This window comes from Vibrio chagasii, assembly GCF_002954585.1.
GTDB classification, from domain to species: domain Bacteria; phylum Pseudomonadota; class Gammaproteobacteria; order Enterobacterales; family Vibrionaceae; genus Vibrio; species Vibrio chagasii_A.
This window is the reverse complement of sequence record NZ_MSCI01000001.1, coordinates 534,166-553,998: the sequence shown is the minus strand read 5'-3', so window position 1 is coordinate 553,998 and position 19,833 is coordinate 534,166. Positions and strand designations below refer to the sequence as shown.

The 19,833-nt window shown below is 41.8% G+C and carries 17 protein-coding genes; 7 read left to right on the top strand and 10 right to left on the bottom strand.

What is annotated here, in order from left to right; translation table 11 throughout:
* Positions 1–113 precede the first annotated feature (113 nt).
* The 3 genes from BTO10_RS02650 to BTO10_RS02635 form a co-directional block, all read right to left on the bottom strand.
* Entirely contained in the window at positions 114–1,829 is a 1,716-nt protein-coding gene (locus BTO10_RS02650) for an AIPR family protein (RefSeq protein WP_105023478.1), read from the bottom strand.
* Positions 1,830–2,419: 590 nt separating this feature from the next.
* Complete coding sequence (locus BTO10_RS02640) at positions 2,420–3,028, bottom strand: hypothetical protein (RefSeq protein WP_105023476.1); 609 nt, start codon at positions 3,026–3,028, stop codon at positions 2,420–2,422.
* 6 nt (positions 3,029–3,034) lie between these two features.
* The gene (locus BTO10_RS02635; protein ID WP_105023475.1) at positions 3,035–3,220 is read right to left on the bottom strand and encodes a hypothetical protein; all 186 of its coding nucleotides are present in this window, start codon (positions 3,218–3,220) and stop codon (positions 3,035–3,037) included.
* Positions 3,221–3,444: 224 nt separating this feature from the next.
* Between BTO10_RS02635 and BTO10_RS02630 the strand changes: the two genes are divergently transcribed.
* Complete coding sequence (locus BTO10_RS02630; RefSeq protein ID WP_105024233.1) at positions 3,445–3,717, top strand: helix-turn-helix domain-containing protein; 273 nt, start codon at positions 3,445–3,447, stop codon at positions 3,715–3,717.
* 267 nt (positions 3,718–3,984) lie between these two features.
* Here BTO10_RS02630 and yciH read toward each other — a convergent pair whose 3' ends face one another.
* Positions 3,985–4,296, bottom strand: a complete 312-nt coding sequence (gene yciH, locus BTO10_RS02625; RefSeq protein ID WP_004738001.1) for a stress response translation initiation inhibitor YciH — start codon at positions 4,294–4,296, stop codon at positions 3,985–3,987.
* A 3-nt stretch (positions 4,297–4,299) separates the two neighbouring features.
* Positions 4,300–4,668, bottom strand: a complete 369-nt coding sequence (locus BTO10_RS02620; RefSeq protein ID WP_004738002.1) for a DUF3319 domain-containing protein — start codon at positions 4,666–4,668, stop codon at positions 4,300–4,302.
* A gap of 100 nt (positions 4,669–4,768) precedes the next feature.
* Here BTO10_RS02620 and BTO10_RS02615 point away from each other — a divergent pair, with 100 nt between their 5' ends.
* Complete coding sequence (locus tag BTO10_RS02615; RefSeq protein ID WP_105023474.1) at positions 4,769–5,737, top strand: tyrosine-type recombinase/integrase; 969 nt, start codon at positions 4,769–4,771, stop codon at positions 5,735–5,737.
* A gap of 111 nt (positions 5,738–5,848) precedes the next feature.
* On the opposite strand, the gene BTO10_RS02610 is transcribed toward BTO10_RS02615, so the two are convergent.
* Positions 5,849–6,844 carry a D-alanine--D-alanine ligase gene (locus tag BTO10_RS02610; RefSeq protein ID WP_105023473.1) on the bottom strand — a complete coding sequence of 332 codons (996 nt, stop codon included), beginning with the start codon at positions 6,842–6,844 and terminating at the stop codon, positions 5,849–5,851.
* Positions 6,845–7,023: 179 nt separating this feature from the next.
* Entirely contained in the window at positions 7,024–7,587 is a 564-nt protein-coding gene (locus BTO10_RS02605; RefSeq protein WP_008221412.1) for an SPOR domain-containing protein, read from the bottom strand.
* Between the two features lie 216 nt (positions 7,588–7,803).
* Between BTO10_RS02605 and BTO10_RS02600 the strand changes: the two genes are divergently transcribed.
* Positions 7,804–10,488, top strand: coding sequence for a bifunctional acetate--CoA ligase family protein/GNAT family N-acetyltransferase (locus BTO10_RS02600; protein WP_105023472.1), 2,685 nt, complete (start codon positions 7,804–7,806; stop codon positions 10,486–10,488).
* On the opposite strand, the gene BTO10_RS02595 is transcribed toward BTO10_RS02600, so the two are convergent.
* The gene (locus BTO10_RS02595) at positions 10,477–11,364 is read right to left on the bottom strand and encodes a LysR family transcriptional regulator (protein ID WP_105023471.1); all 888 of its coding nucleotides are present in this window, start codon (positions 11,362–11,364) and stop codon (positions 10,477–10,479) included. The genes BTO10_RS02600 and BTO10_RS02595 overlap by 12 nt on opposite strands.
* A 226-nt stretch (positions 11,365–11,590) precedes the next feature.
* Between BTO10_RS02595 and BTO10_RS02590 the strand changes: the two genes are divergently transcribed.
* Positions 11,591–13,726, top strand: a complete 2,136-nt coding sequence (locus tag BTO10_RS02590; RefSeq protein ID WP_105023470.1) for a TonB-dependent hemoglobin/transferrin/lactoferrin family receptor — start codon at positions 11,591–11,593, stop codon at positions 13,724–13,726.
* Between the two features lie 339 nt (positions 13,727–14,065).
* Here the strand turns inward: BTO10_RS02590 and galE are convergent, their stop codons facing one another.
* The gene (gene galE, locus BTO10_RS02585) at positions 14,066–15,079 is read right to left on the bottom strand and encodes a UDP-glucose 4-epimerase GalE (protein ID WP_105023469.1); all 1,014 of its coding nucleotides are present in this window, start codon (positions 15,077–15,079) and stop codon (positions 14,066–14,068) included.
* Positions 15,080–15,642: 563 nt separating this feature from the next.
* Here galE and BTO10_RS02580 point away from each other — a divergent pair.
* The 3 genes from BTO10_RS02580 (at position 15,643) to BTO10_RS02570 (ending at position 18,174) form a co-directional block, all read left to right on the top strand.
* The gene (locus BTO10_RS02580) at positions 15,643–16,386 is read left to right on the top strand and encodes a 5-oxoprolinase subunit PxpA (RefSeq protein ID WP_105023468.1); all 744 of its coding nucleotides are present in this window, start codon (positions 15,643–15,645) and stop codon (positions 16,384–16,386) included.
* A gap of 98 nt (positions 16,387–16,484) precedes the next feature.
* On the top strand, positions 16,485–17,231 hold the full coding sequence (locus BTO10_RS02575) for a 5-oxoprolinase subunit B family protein (RefSeq protein ID WP_105023467.1): 747 nt from the start codon (positions 16,485–16,487) through the stop codon (positions 17,229–17,231).
* Positions 17,224–18,174, top strand: coding sequence for a 5-oxoprolinase subunit C family protein (locus tag BTO10_RS02570; RefSeq protein ID WP_105023466.1), 951 nt, complete (start codon positions 17,224–17,226; stop codon positions 18,172–18,174). The genes BTO10_RS02575 and BTO10_RS02570 overlap by 8 nt, the downstream gene beginning before the upstream one ends.
* A gap of 82 nt (positions 18,175–18,256) precedes the next feature.
* Here the strand turns inward: BTO10_RS02570 and BTO10_RS02565 are convergent, their stop codons facing one another.
* Positions 18,257–19,711 carry an FAD-dependent oxidoreductase gene (locus BTO10_RS02565; protein WP_105023465.1) on the bottom strand — a complete coding sequence of 485 codons (1,455 nt, stop codon included), beginning with the start codon at positions 19,709–19,711 and terminating at the stop codon, positions 18,257–18,259.
* Between the last annotated feature and the right edge of the window lie 122 nt (positions 19,712–19,833).

Here is a 19,833-nt window from a genome sequence, read left to right as displayed (position 1 = left end):
GTTGTTTGCAGATAATTTATAATAATTAGCGTGAAGTATTTAGCTAGGTCCATGGTTGCTAGAATGAAAAAGCCGCGGAAAATCGCGGCTTAGGTAAATCCATTTGGTTGATATTATTGAAGAAACATTTGCTCAGTGAACTGTTTTGCTACCGTCTCCGTTCTGATAAAGTCGCGAATTTTTTCTCTGTTTGGTATTTTATGCTCATTAATAATATGCTCTAAATGTTGAGCAACCTTTTCTATTAGTTGAGAAAATTTGTCATTATCTTTTAGTATATTCATAACAGCGTTAACAACTTTTCGCTGTGATTTAGGTGGTGCATCTAGGATTGTCGGTTGTGCCCATTGACTTCGAACCAAAGCATATAATGCATAGAAGCGAAATATAGCTCTAGACCTATCAACTCTTCCGGATCGAACTAAATAATCAAATTTGTACAGAGCAAAAGCTGCAAGATGATAAAGTTCAACATTATGGTCGTCTGAGAAGATCCGTTCTGAAAATTCTTTCCTTATCCCTCGGTGGTCCCTGGCAGCTCTGTTAGGTTGGAAGAAAAACATTGCTGCAGCTACTTTCATTAAATCTGATGGGCGAAGAATCCTCGTTCTTTCAACAGAAACATCACGGTATTGATTGTCTCTTCGCTCCAAGTAAATCCGTAAATCAGAGCTCTGTGATGCACAAAACTCTTCTAAATCTTTCATGAAAGGTCTCAGAGCCCAAAATTGATCTTCTTTAACTTCATTTTGTTTATTTGTACCAATAATCACGCTGGATACAAAATCATTACTTCCACACCCAATTAAACGAAGTGGGACATGGATATTACTTATATGGTCTCGTACATGAGCCAGTATATTAGTAGTTTGGCAGCCATTTACAATTTGGTAGTCTTCAAGATTAAAGATGTCACCTTTCCTGTCTATGCTATTAGAAACGACAGTGATCCCATTATTTTTAAAAACAAATGAAGCTGTATCGCCAGACTTTAATTCTGAAATTATTGATTTATTGATTTCAGAATCTGGATTGAAGTCACGAACATTATCATAAAAAATAGACCTGTTAATATGACGAACTCCGTCCTGGTCTTCTTCTCCTAATGCAATTTCAAGTATTTCAGACGCAGGTACATAGCCAATATAAGCCTCATCAACTTTTTCGTGATCTGGCATTGTGACCGCTTTTTGGAATTTTAACTTGGCTGAAGATGAGTTTGTTGCAGAGCGGAAACCATTTTGAATTACTTTAGCGCCAACACATTCAATCGTGATTGATTCAAAAATATTTAACTCTTGCAATCTAGTCATATTTGTATTGATGAGTTGTTGTATTACTTCAGAAACCTGGCCTGTTCCTGTAGTGCAGTAGTAACACTTTAATGTCGGACTGGTTTTAGCTGCTGACTCGTAAATTGCATTTTTGACAGCTAAAAGGTTTTCTAGTTGTTCGCCCTTGACGTGCTTCTCATCAGTAAAAAAATCAAATACAGCATCCAAAAACTTACCAATGTTACCGTAGTCTAGTTTGTCCGATGTTTTCGCCTGAAAGAAGTGGAATTCTGATGAGTGGTTTTTACCTGCAGAGAGGATCGATAGTGCTTCATCAGTATCAGTGCAAAGTGCACCTTGAATTGATATGGCGAGCCCATCAACGCCAAACTCATCACCTTTTAGGTGCGCTCTGAATGGGTCAATATTTTCTCCAAGCATTCCGTTTTCTAATGAAAAAATTGACATGACTTCGAATAATGACGGTTCATCCATGTTCTCATTTGGATGCATATCCTTGAAGGTTTTGAGTTGCGCTCTAACAATAGGGTTCATCAGTGTTTTCCTTTAAACTCAATAGACTTATTCATTGTGCCCAAAAGATCTATATATAACAATAAAAACCTGATAAATCATATGGTTGAGTTGTCATCATGTCGACATTATCTTCTGCTAGAATCATCGCGAAGCGATAGGCTCTTAGAATCACGTCCAACTTTTCCCCATCCGTAGAGTTACCATTCTTTCGTTGTGTTTCGTCCACAGACGCACAAGGCCGCAAGTCGCTTGCGACTAAGATAGGCCGCTTCATTAACTTATCCCCGAGTTTCGAGGGGGTAAAAGCATTAATACCATTACTATCCTTAATATCATGGTTCTAGTCGAAGACTATGCGGGCTAAGTGAATAGAGTAGGGAAAGGTAGTAAGAACTAGGAGTAGTTTAGACTCATATATAAGAGGCTTTTGCACAAGCTAAATGAGATCGAGAGAACGCCAACCCCCAAGCGGCTAAAAAATGAGCTTACTGTGGGTAACTTGAAGTAAAATAACTGGTTAGAACGCTAAGAATGAGCCAATATTGGGCGTGGATTATGTAGATGGATCCCAAATATCGCCAGTTAAGGCGCATATAAAGGAGATAGCTCTATTGTGGTATTGGGACGAGGTTTTTAGCTTCTGCCGCTTCTTTGCGGCGTCTGCGTAGCAATGTAATAGGGGTCTGAATGTATTTCACAGGGCGACCAATGCGATTTGCAAAGGTTTTAAGCCAACGTTTAGACGCTGTCTTGGCTTCTTTGTATTGCTCAAAGATACCGATATCGTGAAAATAAGCGTCTGTTACACGCTTGATTGACGCTAGGCCGCGCCATTTTTGTAGGTTGTCTTTACCTGTATAAGTTTCTCTAGGCTGCTTGGATGTGATCCAACCTTTGTTAAACGCGAACTTAACGCACTGTTTAACACGCCAGATTGGGAAATTGCAGACATCAGCAATGTAGCCCCAAGAACGAAGGGCAAAACCGTCCTTTGTAGCTACACCAATCTTATTCGAGCTTAGGCACATTTCGTTTACTAGGGCTTTCATTACTATCGCAATATCACGAGCAAAGCTCTTACGAACGCCACGGCCATTAGATGTAAGAAATGCAGTTGAACTAGATGGGCACTGTACTATTTTATCCAACACAGCACGATTTAGACACGCCAAGGGGCGGTCTTTACGCTGTTTATTGGTTAAGTCGTACATGCTCATGGTTGGTTATTTCACCTCTAGCACTTTTGTAAGGCGGAAAAGCTCATTCAAAGCACCACGGTAGTAATTAGCAGATGCTTCTTTTGTATGCTGGCTCAAAGATGGGTTTGATTGGTATTCATCGGCATGTTTCTGTAACACATCCATACGATCTTGGATGATTTCAGCAGGGGTTTGACGTTGATTTGACATGAAGTTGATCCTCTTTTTAAAAGTCTGGTCAATACTTAAAAGCCTTGGAACATCATTTGTTTACAGACAGCCCCCGTAAAAGCTTCGAATCAATTAAGGGGGCTTAAAGGATGTTCGCAAAGTCTCCCGACTTGACGAAGAGTATTAAAGTTCATTTCAACTTTGCTGTACATACTAACGGTACAGTTGTGGTATGGATTATCCTTGTCGAAGGAGGTAAAAAAATGATAACAACCTTAGATTTATTGAATCGCTTATGCGAGTTAAAACAAGTACATAGCACTAGAGAAGTTGCAAAACTACTTGGGATTGGACATACAACGGTTCAGAACTGGCGAAATGGTACGACTATGAGCGACGATCTGGCTTGTGAAATAGCAGAAATGTTGGGATTAGACGTAGACCTTACTTTATTAGCCATATTAGCCGAAAGGTCTAAAAATCAACGTACAATCGAAGTTATTGAACGTGTGATTGAAGATAAAAAAAGAGCGTGATTTTATAGGCAAAAAGTAAGGGTATCCAATTGATTTAATTGAGAAAGATGCCTTTATTTTTTGCCTATATCACTGCGTATTATGTGCGTTATGTTAAATCGAATTCGTTAGTTATAAGGCAGGCCCCTTTGTGTGATGCCCTGCCTTTGTATGATGTCGGTATTCTTTAAATTATACTGTGTATTTAACCATGTTGGTTATTTACCATAAAATACCTAATATCCAGTGATAATAATCTTCGATTTTACCCCTGGTATTAGTTAGAGATTAACCGCCAGCAAACTTAACTTTATAGCCTTTCTTTTCAAGGTGCGCTTTGATCTTATCGCGCGCGTCGCCTTGAATTTCGATGTTGCCATCTTTTACTGAGCCACCACAGCCGCAAACTTTCTTAAGCTCTGCAGCCATTAGTTTTAATGGTGCATCATCTAGATCTAAGCCAGTTACGACAGAAACGCCTTTGCCTTTACGGCCTTTGGTTTCTTTTTGGATTCGAACGATACCATCGCCTTTTGGACGTTGGATTTTCTCTTCTTCAGGTTTAATACGACCTGTTTCTGTTGAATATACTAGGCTCATAATTTACTTCTTTTGTTGCTCAGCTTTTTGTTTAGCGATTAGGTAAGCTTCGATATGACGCTGTATTGCTGTTTTCCCGCCTTTGATAAGACGTCCGTTAAACATGCAATACCATGCGTTTGGCTCACCAGTGTCATTTTTGATCTGGTAACCATTGAAATTTTCAGTTTGGCCACCAGTCCCTCTAGTCTTACTTAACGCTGTGAACTCTTTTGGGTCAATAATAGATGAAGTATCAATCCACCAATCGATACTCTTTTTTACGGCAGCTAAGTTACCTTGAATAACGTGGTTTTTTAATTTAGTACGCCAAATTGTGTTTGTGGGATCGGTCGATTGCAGATGGATCCCACGGTAAATTGAATTAGCCATATCTATTGATCATCTTTTTGTTTTCACTGCATTAATCATAAGTATACTAGTAACGATAGCAAGCATAATATGGCAAAAACGCCTGTCGAGGTACGGTAATTTGAGAAAAAATGTCCCTATTTTAACCGACTCTGAGATAATTAACTCGTTTGTTGAAAGGTTAAACAGAGAAGCTTCGGTTGATGTTATCGACGAGCTAACAGGTTACCAATATTCTCGTAATTCACTGTTAGGTATCTACAGTGATTGGAAGTGCTACCATGCTTTTTGCGGCAAGCTCCGCATCAACACACTCCCTGCGTCAATTACTGCCATTCGTCGTTTTTTAGAAACAGAGTCCAATAACAGAAAGTTTGCATCATTAAAACGTTACACTGCAACGCTTAGCTTGTTGCATACAGTATTTAGCTTCCCCAACCCTATAAAGCATAGGCAAATTCGCTTCACCCTGCTCCACTTAAAAGCTCAAATGGCTGGTGACGCTAAACAAACAAACGCGATGACATCTTCACACCTTAGCCAATTAAACGCCTTGCTTGCACATGAAAAAGCAACGCTAAAAGAGATCCGTGATATTGCAATCTATAACGTGATGTTCGAGTGTGTTTTAAAGCGCTCAGAGCTTAAGTCCTTATCTTCGAGCGATGTTGAGTGTGTCGATGGTGCTTATCAAATCTCAATCAAGGACTCGCTTTACAAGCTTTCACCCGTTTCAAGTTATTCACTTGAACGTTGGCTCAGTTTTACAGGGCTGGAAGATGGATTAACTCTGTTTCGGGCAATTGATAAGCATGAAAACATTGGTCTTCAACCACTAGATGATTCATCAATCTATAGAATACTAAGGCGTGCTAGTGACTTACTTGATTTGGCAGAAAATCATCACTTTTCAGGAAACTCGATACGAGTTGGCGCGGCGCAAGAGCTTTCTAAACAAGGGCTTAAGATAAGAGAGATTCAGGACTTTGGACGTTGGCTTAGCCCTGCAATGCCCGCCCAGTATGTTGGTTATTCGAGTACGGCAGAAAGTGAAAAAATGAAGTTTAAGGCACTAACACCATGGCAATAAGCCATTGCGATTAGTCAAGAGACAAAAAAGACAGAAGTAAAAAAGCGGCTTGGAAGTTATCCAAGCCGCTTTTTATTGTGAATTGATTATACGAATTTTCAGAAAATACGCTTAAGAAAGACTGGTTCTTACACAGTTTTCTAGGAACTGAGCGAACTTATGTCCGTCGTGTTCAACCATTTTTGGGAACATCGAAATTGGTGTCATGCCTGGGAAGGTATTAACTTCGTTTAGGTAGATCTCGTTATCTTGAGTTAAGAAGAAGTCGATGCGAGACAAGTGACGAAGCTTCATTTGTGTAAACACTTTGCGAGCGCTGTCCGCAATCAGTTGACGTTGTTCATCAGTAAGATTACTTGCTTCAACTTCTGTGATCGAGTGGCTATCTGCGCTGTATTTTTCTTCGTAAGAGTAGAATGCGCCATTCGGTGCAATTACCTCGCCTGGCTTGCTGATATACAGCTCCCCGTCGATCTCATAAGCCGCAACTTCCAACTCTCTTGGCACCACTGACTTTTCAACAAGCACTTGATCTGAATAAGTAAATGCTTTGTTGATAGCTTCGCTCAAGTCTTCAATATGGTTGACTTGATAACAGCCAACAGAAGAGCCTTGGCGTGCCGCTTTCACGAATACTTTGCCCCACTCTTCAAAAGCTTGAGTTGATTGTGAATGAGCTTCATCTGTATTGTCAGATAGGAATAAATACGGCGTGTTTGGAATACCCAATGCGTCATACCAAAGCTTAGAGGTGATCTTGTTGAAGCTGTTATTGCTAGCTTCAGACCCACAGCCTAGGTATGGGATTTTTGCCATTTCAAACAGCGATTGGATATCACCGGTTTCGCCTGGGAAACCATGAATACAAGGAACAATGAAGTCGACTTTTGACTCTAGGTTGTCGCCACGTAGTGTTTGATTATTGATATCAAGATAAACCAATTCGCCCGAATCTAGACACCAGCCTTCGCTCTTAATCTCAACTCTTACAACGTTAAAGTCTTCAACGCTCTTAAGCTGATCAAAAAGGTAATTGGCTGAAACTAAAGACACTTCGTGCTCTGAAGATCCACCGCCGCATAGTAGAAGAATGTTTGTGGTGTTCATGGGTAAATTCGGTCCTTGAAACTAGGAATACTGACTTCAATGATAAACAAAAGTCGAAATAGGTACAGTGTTTTGATTGTTAAAATTGCGTCCGAAAAATCGAGCGATTAACTATTAGACAAAACGGTTAGTCTTAAAACAAAAGAAGGAGCATTTGCTCCTTCTTTACGATTTAAAACTTAGTTTAACTTGTTAAGCGTTGGGTATTCAGAGTTCTTGATGTCATCAATACTCTTCACGAATGGCTTCAAGTTCTTAAGTGAACTCGGTAGTGTTGAGATAGCCTTTTTTGCTTCTAAACGTGTTGCGTAGTCACCGTAAAGTACTGTGAACCACTTAGTGCCATTAACCATCTTGTAGTTTTCCCAAACTGGTTGAGAAGTCGTTGGTAGCATTTTCACGAAAGAGTCGACTTTACTTTGGCTGCCAACCGCAACAACTTGAACTGTGTAACCAAAACGCTGGTTCATGTCTTGTTGTTTCTTAGTTGGACCTTTCACTGCCGCAACTGGCTTAGCCTGAGTTGTTTGAGTGACTTTCTGCTCAACAGGTTCTGTTCTGATAACGTTAACAACATTCTCTTCAACAACGCCTGATTGCTGTGATTGGGACACAACTGGAGCTTCAACTTTGGCAGTTTTGTACTCTTCTTGATAACTATCTGAAGTCACATCCGTGATGTAGTTTTCAGATACACACGCAGCCAAGAGCAGTGGCAAAGTCGCAATTGCAATTTTTTTCATGGAAAGCTCTATATCCTTAATAATAATTACTATAAATCATGCCGATACGTCGGTTTAGAATCAAGTTAACTTTGAGATTATACACCATTAGTGGGTGACCTATTTCACAAACTTAATGCAGTGTTTGCTTATTCATCTTAATTCGGTGAATTTGCCATCAACCTGTCATCGAAAAGTAAGTTACGATGAACTTACGTGCATTGCTAGGATATGTCTATGAATCATCTTGATCCCCTACTGAAACCCCGTTCGATTGCTGTTGTTGGTGCTTCTCAGCGAGAAAACCGAGCAGGCTACATTGTTATGAATAATCTGTTGCATGGGGATTTTAAGGGGGCGGTAATGCCAGTTACGCCCAAATACGATTCTGTGGCGGGTGTACTTTCATACAAAAACATTTTGTCGCTCCCGATCGTCCCTGATCTTGCGATTCTTTGTACCAACGCGTCTCGCAATATAGCTATCTTTGAGGAGTTAGCGGAGAAAGGCATTGCGTCTGTCATTGTTCTATCTTCAGACATGCAACAGCCGAGTGATAACGGTGAAACATACGATTCAAGATGCCTAGCGATTGCGAAAAAGCACAATATAAGGATGCTTGGTTCAAACAGCTTAGGGGTGATTATCCCTTGGCTTAATCTCAATGCATCCTTCTCTCCTGTTACCGCACTGCCCGGCAAGATTGCGTTTGTTTCTCAATCTGCCGCGGTGTGCACCACGATACTTGATTGGGCTAATGACAAAGAGATCGGTTTCTCTGCATTTATCTCAATCGGTAACGGTACGGATATCGAGTTTTCTGAACTGTTGGATTACCTAAGTACCGACTCTCACACTGAAGCGATATTGCTTTATGTAGATAGCATTAAAGACGCAAGGCGTTTCATTTCGGCTGCCCGAGCAGCTTCACGTAACCGGAGAATACTAGTATTAAAAGGTGGCCGAACTGCCAAAGGCCGAGCAGCAGCAATGGCACATACTGGTGGTGCAGATACGCTCGATATTATTTACGATTCGGCTATTCGTCGTAGTGGCATGCTGCGAGTTAAGAACCTGCACGAACTGTTTGCTGCCGTAGAAACTTTAACTCACTCGGTCCCATTACGTGGAGAGCGACTGGCGATTGTCACGAATGGTGGTGGCCCTGCGATTATGGCTGTTGATACGTTATTCGAACGTGGCGGCAAACTCGCTGAGTTATCGGAAGACACGCTCGATAAACTCAACAAGGTGTTACCTTCAAGTTGGTCGCATAGCAATCCTATCGACATTGTTGGTGATGCGGGTGATCAGCGTTATATCGATACTATCAACACACTACTTGATGGTGACGAAGCGGATGCCATTCTCATCATGCATAGCCCTTCAGCCATCGCGCATTCTGCTCAAACCGCAGAGCGCATCATTGATGCGATTAAAAAGCATCCTCGCCACAAGCGATTTAATATTCTTACCAATTGGTCTGGCGAACTGACGGCAAGGCCTGCTAGAAAGTTGTTCACAGAGGCTGGTATTCCAACCTATCGAACGCCAGAAAGCTCAGTAGTCGCATTCATGCACTTGGTCGAGTACCGACGTAACCAACGTCAGCTTATGGAGACGCCAACCACGGCTGAGAAAGTTCATATTGAGGACTTAGCGGATGCCAGAAATTGGATAGAACGCCAACTACTGGATAAAGACACAGTTAGTCTTGATACCCATCAAAACAGTCAGTTTTTCAAACACTTTAATCTAGATGTGTTACCTACTTGGATCGCTTCTGACCCCAGTGAAGCGGTGCATATTGCAGAAACCATTGGATACCCTGTCGCAGTTAAACTCCGTTCACCAGACATTGCGCACAAGTCTGACGTTCAAGGTGTGATGCTCAATTTAAGAAACAGTAGTGAGGTCGCGAATGCGGCACAAGCGATTTTGGATCGCTCTCAGTTATCATTCCCAACAGCGCATATTCATGGTCTGTTAGTTCAAGGTATGGCGAAACTGGCTGGCGGACAAGAGCTTCGCGTGAAAGTTACAACCGATGAAACGTTCGGCCCTATTATTCTACTCGGTCAAGGCGGTTCCGAATGGGATGAGTCGATTGATGCGGCAGCTGCTTTCCCTCCGCTTAACATGACGCTGGCTCGTTACTTGATCATTCGAGCGATAAAGAGCGGCAAGATTCGCCTACAAAAGCTGCCTAACCCTATCGACATAGAAGGCTTGTCGGAGTTGCTGGTTCGTATTTCTCAAATGGTGGTTGACTGCCCCGAAGTACATGACTTGGATATACATCCAGTACTTGCGAATGGCGACAAGTTCACGATATTGGATGCCGATATCATATTGAGAGCATACGAGGGAGATCCGCAGGAAAGACTAGCGATTCGTCCTTACCCTGTGGAGCTTGAAGAACGTATCCAGTTAAAAGATGGCACAGAAGTGTTGCTACGCCCTATTCTTCCTGAAGATGAACCACTTCATGCCGACTTCATTAATCGAGTTTCTAAAGAGGATCTCTACAAGCGCTTCTTTAGTGATGTGGGTGAATTCAATCATGAAGCGTTAGCTAACTTTACTCAGATTGATTTTGATAGAGAGATTGCTTTTGTTGTTGTGCGTGAAGAACAAGGCGTACCAGCCATTATTGGCGTGTCTCGGGCTCTGATTAACCCAGAGAATACGGATGCCGAATTCGCGATATTGATTCGCTCTGATCTTAAGGGCGTTGGCTTAGGTCGAATTCTGATGACTAAGGTTATTGATTACTGCCGTGCCAAGCAGACTAAACAGATGTCGGGAATGACGATGCCAACTAATAGAGGAATGCTAACACTAGCTCAAAAACTTGGTTTCAAGCTAGATATCTGTTTTGAAGACGGCACAGCAGATATGGTGCTTCCGTTACTTGAGTGACCATGTTTTTTTAAGGTGTTGGATACACCATGATTTGGCGTCACCCATTTTATTGCGTCGCCAAGCCATAACGATGTCAATTGGCTGGGGTTCAGTACCTGCGATTTGCTTTAAAACACCAGATTCAATTAGTGGATTAGCAACACTACAAGGTAATGTACCAATACCTAACCCGCTGGTTAATGCTTCGACTTTTGCCGGAAAGCTCGTCACCGTTAAACGCGGCTGCTTCTCTAATATATTAATGCTTAATGCTGGCTGATCACGTGCCGTATCTGCGATCGCAATCACCCTGTAACTTTCCCTAGCCTTTTGGTCAAAATCGCCAGAACGCTTGTGAACATAATGATTGGATGCTGCTACCCACACCATTTCCATTTTACCAATTACGTCACTTTTTAGGTCATTAGGGATTGTGTCGACTTTCGGGCAAACAAGAAGATCGGCGCGACCATCTGACAATGATTCCCAACACCCCGCTAAGATCTCCTCTTGTAAACGAACACGCGTTTTACTGATTTTTCCTAGTTCATCAACAAGTGGGAAGAAATTAGCAATTGGGATAATGCCATCAAAAGCGATGGTTAAATCCAATTCCCATCCATTAGCTAGAATGCTGGCTTCGTTGACGAGCCTTTCTGTCGCACCAAGGATCACCCTACCTTGTTCAAGTATCAACTGACCTGCCTCTGTAAAGTTTGCTCGATGGCCAGAGCGGTCAAAAATCATGATATCTAAATCTTGTTCAAGCTTTTGAATTTGGTAGCTGAGTGATGAAGGCGCGCGGTCCATTTCATTGGCCGCAGCAGCGAAACTTCCACGTCTATCGATGGCATCTAGGATGTGTAACGCTTCAAGTGTTATTGGGCTATGCATCAGTTTCCTACTTTATAAATGAGAGGTTAATCACAAAAATGGAAGCATTCACCAGACAAATGGAACCATTAAAGGTCTTTTAATACAATGAGTTATACGGTTTAAGTGAGCTTTTAATGACAAAAACACAAATAAACTGAAATGCAAATAATAGTAATTATCATTTAGATCCAATATTATCTTTCGCGAAATCAAGATAATACTATGGAATTAAGGTAACTATCAGATGTATAAGCAATCCCTACTCTCTGCTTCAATCGTTTTAGCGCTTTCATCAACCTCAGCCTTAGCTGAAGATTATGCCCTATTTGACGAGGTTGTTGTATCTTCGACTCGTACGAATCAACAACTTGAAGATGTTGCTGCGTCGGTAACTGTGATTAACGATAAAGATATCGAAAAAAACATGGTAACGGATGTAGAAGACTTATTTAAGTACACGCCAGGAGTCACGGTAACTACGAATTCTCGTCAAGGGATTCAAGGTATTAATATCAGAGGCATGGAAGGTAATCGAGTTAAGGTTATCGTTGATGGCGTCTCACAAACTAACCAATTCACTCCAAGTGGTACTCAGTCATATAACTTCATCAACTCTTCTCGTATTGATGTTGATACGGATATGTTGAAGTCTGTAGAAATTGTTAAAGGTGCGGCCTCTTCTTTGTACGGTTCTGATGCAATTGGTGGTATCGCTGCTTTCGAAACAAAAGATCCAAGTGACTTCTTGAAAGGTAGAGATTTCGGTGGTCATGCTAAATTCAACTACTCTTCTTCTGATAACACATTTAGTGAGTCTGTTGCGTTAGCTAATCGTATTGGCAATCTTGAAACTTTAGTTGCTTATACTCGCAGAGATGGTGAAGAAATTGACAACTTCGGTACCCCTGACGAGCAAGAAACTCAGAACAATAATTTGTTAGTTAAGCTTCAGTATCAATTGAACGAGCAACACCGTTTAGAGTTCTCCGGTAACTTCATTGAGAATTCTGGTGATACCGATTTAAATAGTGCAAGTTATACAGACTACACTGGCGAAGACTCAACTAGTCAACAGCAAATTGGTATTAAACATATTTGGGATGCTAACCTAGCGTTTGCTGATCGCGTTACTTGGCAGGCCGACTGGTTGAGTAAAGAAGAGAATGGTGTAACTAATCGTACATCTAACGGCGGTAGCATGTTCTTGCCACCTGCAGGTAATGTTCAGAAAAAAGACTATATCTATGAAGATGAAGGTTATCAGTTTGACGTCCAATTCGATAAGTTCTTCATGACGGGTAATGTAGAAAACTACTTTATTTATGGCGCTTCTTATTCTGACAAAGACATTAAAAACGTTAATAATGAATATAACTCTATCAGTACAGACCAAGTTATTTTCTATATCCCTGCTGCATCTGAAAGAAAGTACGGATTCTTTGCACAAAATGAAATGACGATCGGAAATTGGATGATTACTCCAGGCGTTCGTTTCGATGGCTTTGAGACAGATCCTGGTGATACAAGCCAAAACCCAAGTGGTAACCCTGCAGAAGACTATGCAAAATACTCTGATTCAGCAGTAACTGGACGTTTGGGCACAACTTATACTCTAAATGATCAGAACAAAATCTTTGGTCAAATTAGCCAAGGCTTTAGAGCTCCAGATTTCCAAGAGCTATACTATTCATTTGGTAACCCAGCGCATGGCTATCTAAATGCCCCTAACCCAGACTTAGAAGCTGAAGAAAGTATTTCATACGAGCTAGGTTGGCGTCATAATACAAATTATTCATCAAGCGAAATTGCTATCTTCTATAGCGATTATGATAACTTTATTGATAACGTAGCAGTTAGCGGCTCAGCTACTCCTATGGATCCAACAATATATAAGAACGTTAATATTGATGAAGCTGTGATCAAAGGTATCGAGGCTTCAAACACGTTATCTTGGAACAGCTTTATACCTGTTCAAGGCGTGAGTACTCGTGTTGCAGCTACGTACACAGAAGGTGAAGATGGTGAGGGCAATCCTCTTAACAGTGTGAACCCTTGGAACGCAGTAGTTGGATTTAACTATGATGCTCCTTCAGCAATTTGGGGTACATCACTGAACATTAGTTACACTGCTGGTAAGAAGTCTAGTGATATCAATAGTGTTGGTTTGTCCGATGAAATTTTACCAACTGATTCAGCAACAGTGGTCGACCTAACTGCATACTACTTGCCGATGAAGGATCTTACGCTTAGAGCTGGTCTTTTCAATGTTACGGATGAAGAATACTACTCGTGGAATGACGTTCGTGGATTCTCACAAGAAGATAAGGACTACACACAAGCTGGTCGTAACTGGTCTATTACAGCTAAATACGAATTCTAATTCGCTACAAGCTTGAACTGCAGAAACTAAAAAGCCAGCTATAAGCTGGCTTTTTCAATTTCACTAAAAATTGTATCAAAAAGGAATAAAGTGAAATTACTTCTCTGCCATTTCTTTCTTAACCATTACTGCTGCAGCAACGATGAAAGTGATGATCAGGCCTAGTTCCATGATTAACTCCAAAGAAAATTAACATTAAACATATAATTCGCGTGCATAGTAACACAATGAATACAGAATGATACTTTTTAACCACTAATTTACTTTTTATTCGATTTAGATCAAAAAAGATGCCCTAGAGCATCTTTTTATAAGTTAACCATTCATGAAACAACTATATTAGCCTGGGAAACCATTAGGGTTTGTGGACTGCCAGCGCCACGTATCTTCGGTCATTTCTGTCAGTGTACGTGTCGCGTTCCAACCAAGTTCTTTCTGAGCTTTAGCAGGATCTGCCCAGCATTCTGCGATGTCACCTACGCGTCGCTCAACAAGTTTATAAGGGATTTCCTTACCACTTGCTTTTTCAAACGCCTTAACCATGTCTAAAACACTAGAACCGTTACCTGTACCAAGGTTGTAGATGTGAAGACCATCTTTGCGCCCTACTTTCTCAAGTGCCGCGATGTGGCCGTCAGACAGATCCATAACGTGGATGTAATCACGAACACCGGTACCATCTTTCGTTGGGTAGTCGCTGCCAAATACAGACAAGAACTCGCGTCGGCCAACGGCAACTTGAGAAACAAACGGCATTAAGTTGTTTGGAATGCCTTGTGGATCTTCACCTAGTTCGCCACTTGGGTGTGAACCTACTGGGTTAAAGTAACGAAGTAACGTGATGCTCCAGTCTGGATTTGCTTTTTGGAAATCCGTTAGACACTCTTCAACCATTAATTTACTGCGACCATAAGGGTTGGTTGCGCTAGTCGGGAAGTCTTCAGTAATAGGCACAGTTGCAGGATCACCGTACACGGTTGCTGATGAGCTGAAGACTAACGTTTTAACATTGGCTTCGCGCATAGCATCCACAAGAACTAACGTGCCGTTAACATTGTTATCATAGTATTCAAGAGGCTTCTCTACAGACTCACCTACCGCTTTCAAGCCAGCAAAGTGGATAACTGCTTCGATGTTGTGTTGTTTCATTGTTTCCGCTAATAGCGCTTTATTGCGAATGTCACCTTCAACGAACACTGGGCGAACACCAGATACCTTCTCGATACGCTCTAAAACGCTTGGTTTACTGTTGTATAAGTTATCAAAAAGGACAGGCGTCATGCCTGCGTTAATCATCTGGATACTTGTGTGGCTACCGATGTAACCCATGCCACCTGTAACTAAAACATTCATTTTAGTGTACCTTTTATTGTGGTTTTAATAATAATATATATGATACAGTGATTTAGTGAAATTTCACAGCCTACTCTGTAACCATGCATCATTCAATAATACGATCTGCCCTTTCCGTTGAATCTTACTTGATAGATCACATCGCCTTTTGTTTCGAATCATCGAATAAATGAATTCTCAGACTCGTGTCAATATGAGTGAATGCTATTTGCGTTCTGCACTTGTGTCTTAGTTCTCTAAATATCCAGTGTACTAAATTACCAATAATCAACCTATTTAATGGTAAGACAAAGTCGCAACAACTACCCTCTCTGGTTTGGTATAGTTCTTACTTGAATTTGCTGAATGACAACTCAGTAATATCTGGAGTCTGAACCTTGGCATAAGAGAGTGCTAAAGCACACTATTTAATCTTAATTAACTGCATTACCATACTTTAAGCGAACATAATCCAACATTTTGATATTAATTTTTTGGTATCGAAAATTTGAAATAGATCACGGTTTATTTATGGCTTTTATAAGACCTTCATTAATAGCTTTAACGTAAAGGATTAGCACCACGTGACAACGAAGATTTTGCTTAATTGCGACATGGGAGAAAGTTTCGGCAACTGGAAGATGGGCGATGATGAATCGGTTATGGAATGGATTGATATGGCAAATATCGCCTGTGGTTTTCATGCGTCTGATCCCCACGTGATGTCAAAGACTATCAAACTGGCCCAGTACTATCATACTCAAATTGGTGCTCATCCTGGTTACCAGGACCTCGTTGGGTTTGGTCGCAGATCAATTCCTCACAGTATGGACGAAATCAGTGAACTCGTTTGCTATCAAATCGGTGCATTACAAGCCCTGTGCCGTTATCACCATACAAGTGTCGGCTATGTAAAACCTCACGGTGCGCTTTATAACGATATGATGGCAAATACAGATGTTTTTAATGCCGTAGCGCAAGCAGTAGCGGAATTTAATATCCCTCTTATGATCCTCTCTTCCTCTGACAACCAACAATACTTAGACATCGCTGATGATCACGACTTGCCCCTTTTGTTCGAAGCATTCGCTGATCGAGCATATTTAAACAGTGGTCAACTTGCGCCACGTTCGCAAAAAGGCTCGGTGTATGTGAACCAAGACGATATCTACAACCAAGTGATGCAGATCGTTAACTACGGTTCAGTCACGACCATTGAAGGTGAAAGGCTACCTATCGAAGCTGACACCATCTGTGTTCATGGCGACAATCCGCAATCCATCGCGCTCATTAGAAAAATCCGACAAGATCTCAACGCGTTTAATTAATAGTGGCGCAATGAATGCCATCTGTTCCTTGCACAAGAACAGAGGAAACACTCACGACACATGAACATGGAAGTTGGAATAAAACGTATGGAAAGCAAATGACGAAAAACGAGATAAAACTTAATGTCGAGCCTGTTGCTGAGTGCAGTGTGCTTGTTACGCTACAGCCACTAGCCGCAGGTTCTAGCGGGAATTATGCACAATACATGGCGCACTTTTCAGATGCTATTCGCCAGAGCTTAGCCACAGTATTGATGAATGTCACTCCGGCGTACAACACTATATTGGTTGACTATTTGCCTTACCGAGTCTCTGAAGAGCACTTTATTTCTCAACTCAAGTCGATACTGACCGAGGCAATGGCGACATATTCAAGTGAGAGTGACACTCGCAACATTATCGAGTTGCCAGCCTATTACTCAAACGAAACAGCTCTTGATTTAGATAGATATCAGGCCAAAGGTTTGTCGCTAGACGATATCATTCACTATCACACTTCTCAGACCTACAGTGTAAGCGCTATTGGCTTTATCCCTGGCTTTGCCTTTATGTCAGACGTGGTTGAGCCTTTAGTTCTGCCGCGTCACTTTACTCCACGGCTCAATGTCCCGAAGGGAAGTATCGCAATTGCAGATTCAAAGACTGCGGTTTATCCGTCTGATTCCCCGGGAGGATGGAATATCATCGGTAATTGCCCTATTTCGTTGTTTGATCACGCTCAGTTGACTCAGGCTAACCAAATGCACGACCAACTTTATCTTCTGAATGTGGGTGATTCTGTGCGCTTCAAAGCAATATCAAAACAAGAGTTTGCCGAGCTTGGAGGAGATGTAGGCCATGGTTAAATCAGTCAATAAAGCGAGCCTAACCATCGTGAAACCGGGGCCTCTAAGTATAATTCAAGACTTTGGACGTTTTGGCGTTTCTCACCTTGGTTTAACACAAGGGGGCCCCGTAGACGATTACTCTTATAGTTGGGCAAATCACTTATTAGCCAACCCCATCAATCAAGCGGCGCTAGAAATCACTCTTGGTCAGTGTACTCTGCAAGTCAATGATGATTGTGAGATGGCGATTTGCGGTGGTGACTTACAGGCAACTTTGGATGGCAAACCTTTACCCAACTGGAGTACATTTCAAGCGTTTAAAGGGCAAATGCTTTCGTTTGGCTTACCGAAGAATGGATTAAGAGCTTATCTCGCAATTAAAGGGGGCTTTGATGTTCCTGGAGTCCTTAATAGCATTGCAACAATAACGCGTGAAAAAATAGGTGGATTAACTCAAGATGGTGAGCCTTGCCAAGTTGGAGACCAATTAATTTTCACTAAGCAAGCTCTCCCCAAGCACTTTAAGCCTATTAGTGTCACTTTCCGGTATACACCCGATTACAACTTGCCTGTTAATTTAAGAGTCATTGAGAGCTACCAGAGCGAACTATTCGCAGAGTCAGCTAAGGAGACGTTTTACAACTCACCCTATATCGTGGACCAAAACTCGAACCGTATGGGTTATCGTCTTAGTGGTGAATCGGTGCACTCTCCAGATATATCACTGTTATCCGAAGGCATTGCGCTAGGTGCCATTCAGGTACCACAAGATGGGCAACCTATTGTTCTGCTCAATGATAGGCAGACCATTGGCGGTTATCCAAAGATTGGGTGTGTCGCAAGAATTGACTTGCCACGTTTAGCGCAAGCAAAGCCTGGGCATAAGATTTCATTTAGTAAGGGTGACCGTTTGGGGTTGCAAGACGTGTGGTGTCAGTGGGCAAGGTTCTTCGGCTATTGATGCTGAGCTTTCAGCTACCGTTGATAATTATGCCTGTTAAAGAATAAAAAATCGGCTTACCTAAGTAAGCCGATTATTCGTTTTAGTGGTGGTCTTGGCCTGAAACTTTCGCCAGCGCATTTGGGTACCCACGTTCTTGGGTTAACCCTATCGCTTTGTTTTCAATATCGTTTAACTCAAGTGACATTGTCACTGAATGTGTCTCTTCAATCGAGTCAGACTCTGGAATATTGAACCAGTGTTGAGCCACCTTCTGCGCAGCTTCTAATGTTGAAGACGCCTTTACTACTTCGAGCCTTGCATAGCGTTCACCACAGAAAGAGACATCTGAGGCTCTTAGGCTTGGGTCTGTGCCTGGAATTTGTTGAGCGCCGAACAGAGGTTTTCCGCCAACTTGAGCAGAACTAAAGCTCGGAATGAACTGTGACATATGCGTAATTGCCGCACGTGTTCTGAGTTCGAGCTGTTCTTCACTCCAACCAGATACGATCTTCTTGAGCAGTTTTGATGGTAACTGCGGTTGAGAAGAGTCTGTCGAAGATGAAACTAACCCACCTTCAAACAGCGTGATCCCTTCCGTCATTCCGTGAAGCTGGAATACACCGTCTGCGTATGGCGTTAATTGAGCCATGCCTTGCGGTGTGCCTCTTGGGCCGTGAAAGATAACCTCTGGCCACTCTTCCTTGCATTCTTGGGAATATGCCCACTCTGTGACGTAAGCGGCTTTAAACTCAACGAGTCGCTGCTGCTTCGAGCCAACAAAGTCATCCACGATGCCGGTCTCAAAGCCACTGGCGTTAATTAAATAATCAGTGGTTATTTTACGGCTTTGGTTATCAACATCGGTATAAGTCAAAGACCAACCTTGCCCTGTTGATTGAACCGACTGTAAACGGCTGTTGGTCAACACGGTGCAGTTAGTTTGTTGTCCCAAAGAGAGCTGAGCGGTCGCAGACAGTCGGAATACACTCCAACCGTACTCTTGAACCATAGCAACAGGATATTTAAGCGTGTCTAAGTCCGTATGCTTCGCAAAAGGAATACACCACTCATCAAGTGATGTCGGTTTCAGTGGTTGTGTTTTCTTAGAAAGTGCGATGAGTTCTTCTTTGCTGTAGAGCTTATAGTATTCCTCGGGGTCACCAAGCACTTGGTTGCTTTTATCTTGTCTAACAAGCTCAGCATAAGCGTCTTTGATTATTTTTAGGCGAGGAAGTAAGTCCATTGGGTCCCCACCATCACTGTGTGGTACAGCAATGACAGTAGGACGAATATTGATCGTGTGAGGAAACAGACGAACAGTATCAATAGACTGAGTAAGTAACTGAAGACACTGCTCTACAGAAATATCTCGATACAAATTGCCGCCAGCGTGTAGGTGGCAAATCGGTGGACCATTAACCAAACTCGGCCCTTTTTCTAAGATTGTGACCTTAAACCCCAACTCACTGAAGTGAATAGCGCTTGTTGTTCCGGCTATACCACCACCAACAATGGCAATAGAAGCTTGATTTGTATCCGTTTTGTTGTGGTTCATCGTGTTCTGTAGAATAAGATTAACTGACGCTATTCTACTTTTGTTCGAGGACGAATTAAAACACATTTTTATCAAGGTCTTAGCATTCTTGATATTCGAATCTATGTAAAAAACTTAAATAA